The sequence below is a fragment of the Colwellia sp. MT41 genome (genome assembly GCF_001444365.1).
Taxonomy (GTDB): domain Bacteria; phylum Pseudomonadota; class Gammaproteobacteria; order Enterobacterales; family Alteromonadaceae; genus Colwellia; species Colwellia marinimaniae.
In genome coordinates this window covers 3862928-3876184 of sequence record NZ_CP013145.1, presented here as the reverse complement: position 1 = coordinate 3876184, position 13257 = coordinate 3862928, and the positions used below count along the sequence as shown (strand labels likewise).

10 protein-coding genes and 1 tRNA gene are annotated in these 13257 nt (G+C 40.0%); all 11 read right to left on the bottom strand.

Features of this window, described 5'->3' with window-relative positions; translation table 11 throughout:
• Positions 1–64: 64 nt before the first annotated feature.
• Positions 65–277, bottom strand: a complete 213-nt coding sequence (locus tag CMT41_RS16410; RefSeq protein ID WP_058027857.1) for a hypothetical protein — start codon at positions 275–277, stop codon at positions 65–67.
• A gap of 160 nt (positions 278–437) precedes the next feature.
• Positions 438–857, bottom strand: a complete 420-nt coding sequence (locus CMT41_RS16405; protein WP_058027856.1) for a DUF2787 family protein — start codon at positions 855–857, stop codon at positions 438–440.
• 66 nt (positions 858–923) lie between these two features.
• Positions 924–1472, bottom strand: coding sequence for a hypothetical protein (locus CMT41_RS16400; RefSeq protein ID WP_058027855.1), 549 nt, complete (start codon positions 1470–1472; stop codon positions 924–926).
• A gap of 122 nt (positions 1473–1594) precedes the next feature.
• A complete protein-coding gene (locus CMT41_RS16395) occupies positions 1595–1948 on the bottom strand; it encodes a hypothetical protein (protein ID WP_058027854.1) in 354 nt (117 codons plus the stop codon).
• An 81-nt stretch (positions 1949–2029) separates the two neighbouring features.
• Positions 2030–3205 (bottom strand): site-specific integrase, encoded by a 1176-nt coding sequence (locus CMT41_RS16390; protein ID WP_058027853.1) that lies wholly within the window; start codon positions 3203–3205, stop codon positions 2030–2032.
• A gap of 248 nt (positions 3206–3453) precedes the next feature.
• Positions 3454–4305, bottom strand: a complete 852-nt coding sequence (locus CMT41_RS16385) for an HNH endonuclease (RefSeq protein ID WP_058027852.1) — start codon at positions 4303–4305, stop codon at positions 3454–3456.
• A 495-nt stretch (positions 4306–4800) separates the two neighbouring features.
• A tRNA-His gene (locus tag CMT41_RS16380) sits at positions 4801–4876 on the bottom strand.
• Positions 4877–5127: 251 nt separating this feature from the next.
• Positions 5128–6555 (bottom strand): alanine dehydrogenase, encoded by a 1428-nt coding sequence (locus tag CMT41_RS16375; RefSeq protein ID WP_058027851.1) that lies wholly within the window; start codon positions 6553–6555, stop codon positions 5128–5130.
• Between the two features lie 609 nt (positions 6556–7164).
• Complete coding sequence (locus tag CMT41_RS16370) at positions 7165–10290, bottom strand: efflux RND transporter permease subunit (RefSeq protein WP_057182816.1); 3126 nt, start codon at positions 10288–10290, stop codon at positions 7165–7167.
• Positions 10290–11699 (bottom strand): efflux RND transporter periplasmic adaptor subunit, encoded by a 1410-nt coding sequence (locus CMT41_RS16365; RefSeq protein ID WP_057182814.1) that lies wholly within the window; start codon positions 11697–11699, stop codon positions 10290–10292. The genes CMT41_RS16370 and CMT41_RS16365 overlap by 1 nt, the downstream gene beginning before the upstream one ends.
• 2 nt (positions 11700–11701) lie before the next feature.
• Positions 11702–13096, bottom strand: a complete 1395-nt coding sequence (locus CMT41_RS16360) for a TolC family protein (RefSeq protein ID WP_057182812.1) — start codon at positions 13094–13096, stop codon at positions 11702–11704.
• Positions 13097–13257: the final 161 nt, after the last annotated feature.

Genomic DNA, 13257 nt, shown 5'->3' with positions numbered 1-13257 from the left:
AGATATACGAAAAAAAAGAGACATTGTCTGTTACCAGCCCATCTCTCTTTAAATTACCAAGTTGTTAGTCTTCTTCACCAAAAATAAATCCGGTAATACCACCGATGATTGTTCCTGCAATAATACCTTGTGGGCCAAATCGAATGCCAATTAGACCGCCCACTTTGGCTCCAGCTATCGCGCCTGAAGTACTCGATTTTACCGTTATCGTAGTCTTGCCACCTTTGCCTTCAATTTCGATTAAGCTTCGTTTTGAGGTGGTGAGTAGATGTTTCATTTTCATAGCTCCTTATTCATACCGACAACCGAATGATTAATCCGGCTGACAGAGAATAGTAATGTTTGAGTAACATACATCAGCCGTTCGTACCTCTCGGTTGGTGTACGTTACTAGTTAGTGTGGAAGTTAAATAAAGTGGCTCCTGTCCATAAAAGGGTTAGTGGAAAGTAACTTCCACTTTAAAGACCTCCATCTCGACATAAGAAATGAAGTTGGTTAAAAACAACTCCTTCAATTCTTCACCACTTGTTTTATCTAGCCAACCTCCATAGATGCTGTAAACCTGCTCACCAATAAAGCAAACATCTATATCAACAACTAACTCAGGGTAGGGTAATCCTTGAAAGCTAAAGTCTGTGATGTAAGCAAATTGCCAAAACTCATGGGGTTTTACTAAGCGTATTTCTACAGGGTGAAATCCACCGTCATCAGCTGAATAATCTGGATCTCGAAAATTCAAAATAATGGTGTCTGAGTTTGTGTCTGGTGGCGTTAATTCAGCGAGTGTCGAGTTGAGTATGCTAAGTAATGCATCAGGCACAACAAAGCACTGGCTTCTGTCAAAAGTCAGTTTCATTATGTGTTTCCTTTGTGCTAATTGTTTAGAGGACTGCGTGAGCTCACACAGTATGAAAGGCAAGTTTTAATCTGTTGGGGTAGGTAAAGGTTTAAGTTTTGATAAATGCTCTTTGCGATTAATCAGCAAAGGATTGTGAGCATGTAAGTACTGACTTTTATCGGATGACAGAATTAATGCAATTTCTTCACAGCGAAGTACTGCTGATAAGAAAGAAACATTATTTGAACTACCCCCTTTAATGACAGCTTTGAATGTTGATGATTTAAAAGGCTTATCAACATCAAGACTGTCTAGCAGGGCGTAGATTGTATCTAAGCCAACCCATTCTTTTGAAAATAAACCGCCACTATTGTTACTCGTTAATCTCAGATATTGACGTTTATCATCAGTATTTATTGCTAGCTCATAACCAACAGTGCCTATAGCCTTAGTTGATAACTTAGGCGCATGACCCACCAGTACTGTTTGGTAGGCTAAATCAACATCTACAAGAGGGGAGTTAGTTAAATCTACATCAATAACTTCATCTGCTATTGATTGAGATACTTCTTCCTTCACTGCTTTGCTTTTTTCTGCGTTCTTCGTGGTAGCTTTTACATTTTTAGTCGTCATGGTCTTTCCTTATACGTTCATGGTTTTAGTTGAGGGATTAAGTTTATGTTGAGCTTCAAACCGAGCTTGTAACGGTAAATCAGCATTACAGATGATTTGAATTAACTGTTCATGGGTCATGATTAAGTGTCCTTATGTAGATTGAGTGCCGCAGGCTTTATCAAATAGATACCAGTACCTTCATCACTGGTGATAAATAGTTGGCATTGATAATTACTAGGTAAGTCTTCTGTAAATTCAGGCGTTGAAATACGGTCTTCAATGAGGTGGCAAAGTACATCAGTTAACGTATTAGTAATGAACGCCATATCTTCATGTGCTTCCAAACAGATAATTCTACTTGGGTACTCTGACCAGAAATCATGTGCTGTTTCCACATCACCAAACGGTTCAATGAGCAATGCTATGAGGTTATTAGCTACATCATTTGGTAGAGCTAGTTGGGTTGCCTCAGGTAGGTAATCAATCACTTGCATATAATTCTCCTTAGAACGAAAAAAGGCCTATTCCGGTTATGGAATAGGCCTTTTGATTTAATAGCTTTTAAAGTTGATGGGTTATCCAAACATCTCAGATAACGTTTCACTGGTTTTTCTCATAGACTCAGTGGTTAGCTTGGCATAGCGTTGAGTTGAGATAATCGACTTATGCTGTAACTGCTCTTGCACTAATCTAAGTGACACACCAGCACTTACTAAATTACTGGCAACAGAATGCCTCAATGTATGAAGACAAACTTCCTCAGTATCAATCTGTGCCTGTTTGAGCAATTTAATAAATGTTTTTCTGACTGAGCCAAGCGGTTTACCTGTAGCACGACCTGCAAACAGATAAGGGTTATCAACTTTGATAGGGACTCTTGCGATAAACGCTAACATTAAGTCAGTCACATAGACTGTTCGTGCTCGACCATTTTTAGTTGTGGCGATGTGAATAACTCGTTTTTTAACATCAACATCTTTAACCTTTATATTGGCAACTTCTGAACACCTCAAACCCGTCAAGGCAAGTAGAGCAATATAACCTGCAATGGTTTTATTTGAATAGTCACGACAAGCTTCTATGAGTCGTTTAACTTCATAAACATTCAAGAATCGAGTTCTAGCGTTATCAAGTTTGAACAGTTTAACTGGCAGGCAAACATCTTCTTCAACAACACCTAAGTGCAATGCACTCTTAGTCATCGACTTTAAAAGCATCAACGCCTGATTACAGGTTGCCGGAGCATAGAGACTCCCATACTTATTGACGGTTTCAGTGAGGCTTAGATGTAATTTTTGAACATCAATGGTGCGTAAATCACTATATAAATAGTGACCTAGCTTAGGTGCAACCATCACATCAAAACGGTACTTATCATCCTCCCAGCTTTTCTTACGCTTTCGTATTGATGGTAAGTAATGCTGATTGAAGAATTCATTGAGCGTTAATCGCTGCTGGCTATCTCGTTCAACTTTAGGGTTAATACCTTCGCTCAGGCTAACACGATACTTTTGAGCTATTTTACGGGCAGTAGAAACATTAATATCGGTGATGCTACCTAGGCCAATACTCTGTTTACGGCCATTAAAGGTATAGCGAAATAAGAAACGCTTATTACCTGTTTTGCCTACTAAACATTTAAGACCAATAACTTGGGTATCGCTGTATTCTACATCGGTGGAAGCTGAACTAGATGGGTTGCTAGGTAAGGCCTTGATGACCTTGTCAGTGAATTTGAATCGTTTGAGCATAATTAATTCCTTAGAGGTTAATCTAAGAATTTAATATATGTGTGAAAGGGGTTTAGTTTCGGGGAGGGGGGTATGTAGCGTGTATCATGACTGTTTAATGCTTCGACCATAAAAGACAGCGGAATGTCACTATTTAAGCCAAGCACAAAGCATAATTTATTACGCTTATGCTACTTTAAATATCTTAGCTTCAATATAGTGATACTTGTTTACATGGCATTTTTTTATTGTAAACCAATAACCACTTTTTATAAGTAGTGTCCTGCTATTTTTTTATTATGATACTCAATGCTTTCTTTAGATATTTTGTGATCAGCAACGTGTTTGATTTTTGATAAGTCTAATGAAATAGCGCCATAATCACAAAGAACATGGCAGTTAGGACATAAAACTATAATATTTTCAGCTTTATCAGGTCCATTGTGTGGCTTTCCTAAAGGAATAATATGATGAGCTTCGGAATACAATTTCTTATTTGGTAATGTTATAGTTTTCGAGCAAAGCTGACAACTATTAGAGTGCACAAGTTTAATATACCTAGCTAATTTAGAGTCTCTCAGTATCCGATAAATGTGCTGCTTGGAAGCTTGAGGAGTTTCGTTTCCAGAATTTATGTCTACAGCTTCCGGTGTACTAACATCTACCGCTTTTGGCGTACTAACCAAAGGAGTCTTTAATCCTGTCAGTTTTTCCTCGAAGACAGATAAAAAATCTTCATTTAGTTTCGTCGTTGCTTGCGAGAACCCGTTAAATTCTTCCGGCCAAATTGATCTGATTAGTTCGCTTCCGACAGGGTCAAAGACCTTAATCGTATTTATGTCGAAGTATAAAGCGCCATTATATTCTCGATTAGGTTTGTCAAAATCTACACGTTTCTCAAATACAGCGCTGGCGATGATTTTCGCTCTATATTGAAACAGTACAGTAGTGCCACTTCCAGCTTGAATTGAGTTTAGGTGAAAATGATACTGACCGTTTTGGTTGAATGGCAATCTCGATAAAAAAAATTCAGACTGAACTTCATTATGCGTTTTATCCTTGAATATGTCAGCACTCATACTCATGGGCAAAATACGAATTGGTCGATTATTATCGTTCATACAATCTCCTAAAATAAAGAAAATAAGAGGGATAAGTCACTAGACTAATAAATCCTCAAAAAAACACACACAATGGATAGAATATCACTTTTAATGAATGTGTGGGATTCATCCGACAAAAAAAACAGTACTAAAAATAATAAGATGTATGATTAAACTTCTTGGTATTTAGACCTTTTTGCGAACAAAAAAGTCGTTTGAGTGAATCCCCCCCTATAACACTCAAAAACCCGCAAGAAGTACCGTAGTCAGACCGTAGCAATTCAAATCAACAGAATTTAATCACCCTAAGCCAATGCTAATGGAATACACAGCTTCTTTGCAGGAGTTGACAGTAATAGGATCGTTATAGATTTACAAGCGTACAGGATATGCACAGGAGCAGTTTATGGTTTGATTTTTACTTAACGTTTATTATGTTTTTTGAACAGAAATAAATTGGCTGTAAGCCTTAATAACACTGGAGCTGATGGATTTATAACTAGGGAATAAAAATGGGGTGGCTAAAGGGACTTGAACCCTCGACAACCGGAATCACAATCCGGGGCTCTACCAACTGAGCTATAGCCACCACTGAGGTGTACTGAGACATACTTTATGCTAGGAGCAATAAATATTGTGCTGCTACTTAACAGCGCGGCGATTGTAGTGCATTTATGCCTAGCATGACAAGGAAAATCTTTGCTTTTAAGGGGATTTATACATAATTGCTTTTGTTTTAGCGTCTTTGTCTAATTAATCTACAGCTAAGTCAGCGAGTATTTGTTTTGCTAGTTATCACCATTGCTCTCATCACGAGGACAATGGCTAAACATAAGATGACTAATCCTTAGGGGTGTCTGAAAAAGGTCCACAAACTAAGGCTGCTTTAACACCAGGGCTGAGTTTGCCTAGGCCTTCAATAAGTTTTTCCTTGCCAATTAATACCTCAACAATTTGTCCTGAATAACGAATAGCGGTTTCACGCATCATGCCCATCATCGGCCAACCCCATAAAGAGGAGACTAGTACACCATCTTGAACAAAATAAGGTGCCGTTAAAAAGCTACAGCTCAACACGGCTTCAACTGGGCTTCTATTGGTTGGGCTGCCACCGACTAAATCAATAACCACCGAATTTTCAGGGATTAACTCTTTGAGGTGCTTATTACTGATCAGGAAGTTTTTGCCTCTTAATTCAACGGATTGTTCAGCGCCATTGATGATAATATCAGCATCTTTGAGCCAATAATCAATACGGCTTTTAGCCGTTTGAGCTCGGCCTAAAACATGGATGTGTCTAATGCCTTGCTGATGTAATTCATCCAAAGCGCCTTGGGCGACATTACCATAACCAAGAATAACCGCCTTGATATTGGCTTTTTTTATCGAGGGTTTATGGTCAGCTAATAAGCCCATGCCATACCTAGCCCCTGCTTGTCCGGTTTCATGTAGGCATTGAATACGGCGTAGGCCAAATTGTGCCGGTGGATGGCTTGCTTGATAATCAGTGATGGCTTGCTGACCTTGTTTTATTTCAAAGTCATTAATATCAAAAGTATGGGTTTTTAAGGCACGTAGTTTTTGTAGTATGCCTTGGGGATCTTTAAAGCTTTTACTGTCGTAAAAATATAACGCATTAGTGCCAGTGGCCTCTAGCTCTTCAAAGGCAAGTGATGGCTGGATAACTTGTAAAGATCGAGGGCTACGATTACCACAACGATTTATAGCACCGCGTAAACGCTCACTCCAGCCAATAATTCTTACTCGTAATCCGCCAATAGTATTGTCGTTAAAGAAGGGGGTTAAGGCAGCATTCATGGCGACACGGCCAAGAATTCGCTCATCCGAGTCTTGTTTTGGGGACTCACAAATATCTTCCATGGCAATAACATTAATACGACTGTCTTGGAGAAGTTTTGCTCTGTCTGGATAGGAGTTGAAATGCGCCATACAGAATAGTGTACAAGCTGCACTCATCTGCTCGATGGAACTAAGAGCAGGCCCTTTAAACTTAATAATCAGCGCTTTATCTTTATATATCCGTTCAGCTGTTTGCATAATGGCGTTATGTTTAATGTATTCTTCATCACTAAAACCAACCCCTTCTCCTGCGCCCATTTCTACATAGACTTTAATGCCCGCTGATACCAGTTGACCGACATCACTAGGTACTAAGGCCACACGTTTTTCTAGACCGCCAGGGTTTTCAGGTGATTCTATTTCTTTAACAAGGGCTATGGAGGAATAACGAGAAAATGTCTGTGGCATAGCGGTACTCTTTAGAAAATGTGGAGAATATGGTTGCAGCATAACACGAATAATTACTGTCGTTATTATGCGGATTTAGCTCAATAGGGTTATCAATAAAACATTCGTCTTTGGCGTGGTTGAAGGGTAAAGTGCCGTTATGATAACCCGTTTTTGATAAGGTAATTGAGCGCAGAGTTGGAACATGTGCTTATGTATACTTGGGATGGCTCTGCGGGCTAATTAATGGGTTTATCATCTAATCTATAAAAATGAGCAATGCTTCGCCGTTTCATCGAGCGTAACACCCTTATTTTTAAGTGATTTTTGTTTCTTCGTAACATAATTTTCTTTTTTCTTAATCTCATTTACTAACCTATTAAATATCGTGTCTATCAGTTAAATATGCTGTCAAATTAGCCTTTAATCAACAGCATTGACTAAAGGCATCTGCAAACGCTTTAAATAATAAAGTACTTAGCCTGGTGGTTCAACTAGCGAATAGTTATCAGTATTACTTTGTTTATATAAAGTCAGATGGCAATTTACGGCACTGAATTAGATAATAACCTTTTTTGTAAAATTAAGTCAATCAAGTCTAGTCATGTTAGTCCATCATACTCTATTGGGTTAGGCAACTTGTCTATCACTGCTATTTTTTCTGGCTCCCTTAGCGGAAAAAACGTTTTTAATCTGCTCAACAATAAGGTAATTTACCGGCACCAATAGCAAGGTAATAAAGGTGGCGAATAAAATACCAAAACCTAGTGATACTGCCATAGGAATGAGAAACTGTGCTTGGGTAGATTGTTCAAACAATAACGGCATTAAACCAATGAAAGTGGTTAAACTGGTTAACATTACCGGTCGAAAACGGGCGGCACCTGCGGTTAATACTGCCTCCATGACGTCACCGCCTTCACTGCATTTTTTATTGATAAAATCGACCAGTACCAGTGAGTCATTGACCACCACACCGACTAACGCCAACATGCCAAGTAAGCTCATGATGGTTAACTCCATGCCCATGATCCAGTGACCGATAACAGCACCTATCATGCCAAAAGGAATAATGCTCATAACAATGATGGGTTGTATATAAGACTTAAACGGTATGGCTAACAGTGCGTAGATTATAAAAAAGACAAATAATAGTGACCAGCCGAGTGAGCCAAAAGATTCTCTTTGCTCTTTTGCTTCACCCTCTAGTGAGTGACTAACCCCAGGGTATTGCAGCATCAATTCATCTAAATAGTCTTTTAAATCGGCTTGTAACACCGTCATATTGGTATTTGATTTTTCCACATCAGCACTTACATTGGCGGTGCGGTAACGATCGATTCTCGAAATAGTTGAGGGGCTTTTTCCTGGAATCAGCTTGGCAACATGAGATAGTGGTACAGAGCCACCCGCAGGTGTTGTTATTAGCAGGTCTTCTAAATCAGCGATAGTACGGCGCTCATTCAGTGGTAGTCGTACCATAACGCGGACATCGTCTCTGCCGCGTTGAATACGTTGCACTTGTGAACCAAAAAATGCCCGACGTACTTGATTGGAAATACTGACACGGGTTAAGCCTAAGGCTCTGCCTTGTGCGGTTAATTCAATTTGTAATTCTTCTTTGCCGTTTGATAAGCTATCGGCAATGTCGAATACCGTCGGGTAGGTGGCTAAGTGCACTTTCACTTTATCGGTAACTTCTTTTAAAATCTCTAATGAGCTGGCTTTAAATTGCACATGAATAGGGTCTGATGAACGACCTATTTCGGCTCTAAAGGTAATACTTTCAGCGCCCGGAATAGGGCCAATTAGATTACGCCATTCACGTACCAGCTCTCGTGAAGTAATCGACAGTTCACGCGATTCAGGCGGGGTCATTTCAAAACGAACACTGCCCTGATTGGATACACCGCCACGGCCACCAGTGGTGGCTAATATATTAATAATGACACTTTCGTTAGTCGCTGGCTCAATGTATTTCTGTTTTAATTCTTCGGCTTTTTCCGCCATCTTCATAATATATTTATTAGTCACTTCAAAAGGTGTGCCTGCCGGTAAGGTCAAGGTAGCTCGAACCGTTTCACTGGGGATTCTTGGGAAGAAAATAAACTTGCTCCAGCCACTGAAAATAAGAGCAAGAATAAGTAAAAATACCGCAGTAAAACCGACTAAAGTGGTGGTTTTGTTATTGATAGCTCGTTTTAGTAAGGGTTGATAAAAACGGATTATCGCGCGTTCAAAACCGTCAGCAAAGCCTTGTTGTAGTTGACTTAATTTTGATTGTTTCGACTTTTCTGAGCGCAATTTTAAGTTTTTTAGGTGGGAAGGTAAAATAAATTTCGATTCAATTAAGGAGAAAATGAGCACGGGAATAACAATGACTGGAATTTGCGCAAATAAGGCGCCACGATTCCCTTCAATAAAAGCCAGCGGCAAAAAGGCGGCTATGGTGGTTAAAATGCCAAAAGTGACGGGTAGGGCGACTTCTTGGGTGCCGCGAATTGCTGCCATCTCACCGGACTCGGAGGTTTTTAGGTGAGTGTAAATGTTTTCTCCCGTGACGATGGCATCATCAACAACAATACCTAGCACCAAGATAAAGGCAAATAAGCTCATGATATTTAAGGTCACACCAAAAAAAGGCATCATGATAAAGGCGCCCATAAAAGAGATAGGAATGCCAATAAACACCCAAAAGGCAATGGTAGGTCTGAGGAATAAAGTTAATAAGGCGAGGACTAATATACCACCTTGCAAGGCACTGGTGGTAAGGGTGGCAATACGGTTTTTAATAATTTGTGAATCGTCATCCCAAAAACTTAATTCTACGCCGACAGGTAATGAACTTTGCTGGTCGTTAATATAAGTTTTTACCGCATCGGCAACGTCAATGGCGCTTTGTTGCCCAATACGATAAACATCGATAAAGGCGGCTTGTTTACCGTTAAAACGTGTACGTACAGGGGTTTCTTCAAAGTGATCTTTAATGATGGCGATGTCACTTAGGCGAAGGATAGCACCATCAATATTGGTTTTTATTGCGATTTTTTCAAAGTCGTCTTTGCGATAGGCTTGGCCTTTTGAGCGCAGTAAGATATCGCCACCTTGGGTTTTTAAATTACCAGCAGAAATGTCTGTGCTTGAGTCTGCTATTGCCGAAGATATTTGCGCTATGGTCAAATTATATTGTCGTAACTTGTTTTGTGGTACTTCAATGGATATTTCATAGTCACGGACGCCGCTGAGCTCGACTTGGGTAATGGCGGGTATTTTTAATAAATCATCTCTGACTTTTTCCGCGAATTCACGGGTCTCTTTTTCACTATAAATACTGGCAATAGTTACGGTAATCACTTCACGCTTACGTGCCGCTAATGAGACCACTGGTTTTTCTGCATCGGCAGGAAAGGTATTTATTTCATCAATCCGGCTTTTTATATCGGCGAGCATCTCGCGTGGATCATAGCCTGACTCAACTTCAATATTAACCGAAGAGGTGCCTTCCGATGAACGGCTGGAAATTTGTTTGACGCCTTCTAAATCTTGTATGGCCTCTTCAATGCGAATAGAAATACTTTTTTCTACATCTTCTGGTGTGGCGCCGCGCAATGACACCTTAACGTTAATTCGCTCGGTGGCAAAAGACGGAAATACTTCCAGTGGAATACGATTAGTTAGACTAAATAGACCGGCTATTAAAATGGTAATTAATAGTAAGTTCGCCGCGACATGATTTCGTGTAAACCAAGCAATCATTAGTTGTTCACCTTAGCTGAAGGTCTTGATTGAGCTGTATCTGCTCGGTTTTCTTTTCGCTCAGCCATTAATACTGCAACAGTGATGCCTTTTTCATCGGCAATTTTTTGTAATTTTTTAAAATGCTCTTTTGACATCTTTCGCTGAGGAAATTTTTTGTTGTTTTGACTGGGCGCTTGTCCGGCAATCGCTACTGGTGTGCCAGAGCTCACTTGCCCTAAGGGCGTCAGTACTAATTCGTCACCCGCACTTAAGCCTTGGCTAACAATGGCTTCAGTACCATTTTGCCAGCCTAATTGAATTTCTTTACGCATTAATAGACCGTCTTTAACGATATAAACATAGCTACCTTGATAAATAGCACTGCTGGGAATCACTAAGGCGTTTTTAACTTTACGACCGGTAATTTTTGCGGTGACATATTGACCTATTTTGATTTGTGCACCTTGGTTATAGTCACTATCGTAAGGGCGAATAATTTGCGCAACCACATAAAGTTGTTGTGTCATTTCATCGATAGCGCTTTCGGTGCGAACAATGTGGCCTTGCCATACTTGTTTACCCATCAGATCTGATGAAATAATTACATTACTTATCATTGAGCTAGTGTTGTTATCGTCAATATTGGCATCGGTATTTGTTATCGCAGCTGACGACTGATGAACATGGCGATATTCTTCGGGTAATTTCATTAGTGGTAAATCTTTATTTTTGATCGGTAGACGAATTTCGACATAATCAACGGCAAAGATATCGGCTAATTGGCTGTTGCTTGAAATCACCTGACCAATATCCACATTTTTCTTTAATATACGCCCGGCATAAGGCGCGACAATCTTGGTGCGTTCTAATGACAGTTTTACCTTATCAAGCAAAGCTTCTGCGGAAAGAACTTGTGCTGTAGCCGCTTCAAATTGTGGCTGACGTAATACTAGCGCGTTAGGTGCTTTACCCTGGCCCAATCTCTGCCAGTCAGCTTGTGCTTGTTTTACCCGTGCACCTTCTTCGAGCAAATTTTGTTTAGCTGTCATTAAGCTTGCTTGGGCTATTTTAACTTCGGCGCGGTGATCTCGGTCATCGAGTTGCAGTAATATATCGCCTTGCTCAAAAAAACCACCCGCTCTAAATTGTTTACTAACGTGATTAATTTGCCCAGAAACTTGCGCAAAAAGCACACTTTGTGTTCTGGGTTTTACCGTACCAAAACTGTGCACTATTACTTGATAGGTTTGTGGGGCAAGTATGGTGGTAGCTACCGTCATTTGTGCTGCTTTTGATGGTTTAGTACGCTGGTTTGTCGGTGGGTTTGTTAAAATAACAATCATTAAGGTTATGGTGGCGATGATGATAATAACCGGCACTAGTATCTTTTTATAGCGTGTGTTTTTTATTTTAAGGGGGGTAAACATGCTTATTCGGCCTTATTTTCAAGTGACTGTGTGGTGAAGTCGCCACCCAAGGAAAGATGTAAATTGATTCTATTCGCTATAAGTCGGTATTTAATTTTTATTAAGGTGGTTTGTGCTTCGAACGAGCGTTTTTGCGCATCAAGTACTGTGGTATAGCTGACCAAGCCACTTTGATATTGCTCAAAAGATAATGTTGCTGCTATTTTTGCGTTTTCTTGCGCCGCCAACATGGTGTAATAACTTAGCTTTAAACTCTTTTCTGTGGTAATGGCATTTTCTACCTCGCTAAAAGCATCATATAAGGTATCTAGGTATAGTTGTTCACCTTGTCTTAGTTCGATACGGGCTTGTTCTTCCTTGGCTTGTAGTCGTCCGGCATTAAAAATGGGTGCGGTGACACTGCCCAGCAGTGACCAGGCTAACGAAGAGCCAGACAGTAAATCGCCAATGTCAGTAGTAGCATCACCAACAGAGCCAGATAAAACTATGCTAGGGAAGCGTTGTTTATGAGCGTAAGCTAAACTGGCATCTTGTGATAGCAGTTGATACCAGCTGGCTTTTAATGCCGGCTTGCGGCTGATTAATGCTGACGGTAAGCCAACAGGAATGTCATTGGTCAACAAGGGTAAGTTAGCGTTTACTATTAGTTCGCCTTTTGGGTACTCACCAATAAGACGCTCAAGTTGTCTAATGAGTTTGGTTTTTGTCGTGGCTTGTTCAGATACCCGAGTTAACTCGTTATTTAAATCATTGCGGGTTAAATAAACATCAAGAGCCGCCGTTAATCCTGAGTTATAGCCCGCTTCAATAATGGCTAAATTTTGCTGAGAATTTGCTACTCGGCGGCGATATAGTGTGAGCAACTTATCTGCTTCAATTACCTGAAACCATGTGGTTACTACGTTCACTACTAACTGTTGTTTGTACTGCTCAAACGTGGCTTTTTGCGCCAGGTAGTTATAATTGCTGACTTGCTCAGCGGCAGATAACTTGCCCCAAATATCAAGCTCATAAGTTAAATTCAAATTAACTGAATTGCTATTGGTATAGCTAGCGCTTTGATTATCTTTATAGCGACCGCTGCTAAAAGCCAAGTCCAGTTCAGGCCAAAGCTGACTGCCGGAAACAATCAGTTGTTGCTCGGCTATTTCTAGTGCATAAGCTTGCATAGCAAGCTGGTGGTTTGCGGCTAACGCTTTTGTCACCAATTGCTGAACTTGTGGATTATCAAGTTGCGATAACCAGTTATGCTCAATGTTAAGGGTTTGTGTACTTTGCTGCCAGTTGTCCGGCAAGGCTAGGTTTTTTAGCTTTTCATCTACTTGGGAAGTATTACTACACGAGAATAAAAACAAGCTTGCCAGTAGTGGCAGTAGTGGTCGAAATCGACTCGTCATAAAGCGAATAACTCATGTTAAAAAATAACTATTATCGCTAGTGTAATCAAAGTCAATGCGCGGAGATACAGGTTTTACATAAGTTTACAGAAGACTTGTACTAAAGAAAATACAGTTGACATTCCTTGTATAAATACTTGATATTAAAGGTGTTAATTGGA

Excerpts from the sequence above, each read along its gene's own strand:
- CMT41_RS16410 (WP_058027857.1), bottom strand. The coding sequence starts at position 277 with ATGAAACATCTACTCACCACCTCAAAACGAAGCTTAATCGAAATTGAA.
- CMT41_RS16405 (WP_058027856.1), bottom strand. The coding sequence starts at position 857 with ATGAAACTGACTTTTGACAGAAGCCAGTGCTTTGTTGTGCCTGATGCA.
- CMT41_RS16400 (WP_058027855.1), bottom strand. The coding sequence starts at position 1,472 with ATGACGACTAAAAATGTAAAAGCTACCACGAAGAACGCAGAAAAAAGC.
- CMT41_RS16395 (WP_058027854.1), bottom strand. The coding sequence starts at position 1,948 with ATGCAAGTGATTGATTACCTACCTGAGGCAACCCAACTAGCTCTACCA.
- CMT41_RS16390 (WP_058027853.1), bottom strand. The coding sequence starts at position 3,205 with ATGCTCAAACGATTCAAATTCACTGACAAGGTCATCAAGGCCTTACCT.
- CMT41_RS16385 (WP_058027852.1), bottom strand. The coding sequence starts at position 4,305 with ATGAACGATAATAATCGACCAATTCGTATTTTGCCCATGAGTATGAGT.
- CMT41_RS16375 (WP_058027851.1), bottom strand. The coding sequence starts at position 6,555 with ATGCCACAGACATTTTCTCGTTATTCCTCCATAGCCCTTGTTAAAGAA.
- CMT41_RS16370 (WP_057182816.1), bottom strand. The coding sequence starts at position 10,290 with ATGATTGCTTGGTTTACACGAAATCATGTCGCGGCGAACTTACTATTA.
- CMT41_RS16365 (WP_057182814.1), bottom strand. The coding sequence starts at position 11,699 with ATGTTTACCCCCCTTAAAATAAAAAACACACGCTATAAAAAGATACTA.
- CMT41_RS16360 (WP_057182812.1), bottom strand. The coding sequence starts at position 13,096 with ATGACGAGTCGATTTCGACCACTACTGCCACTACTGGCAAGCTTGTTT.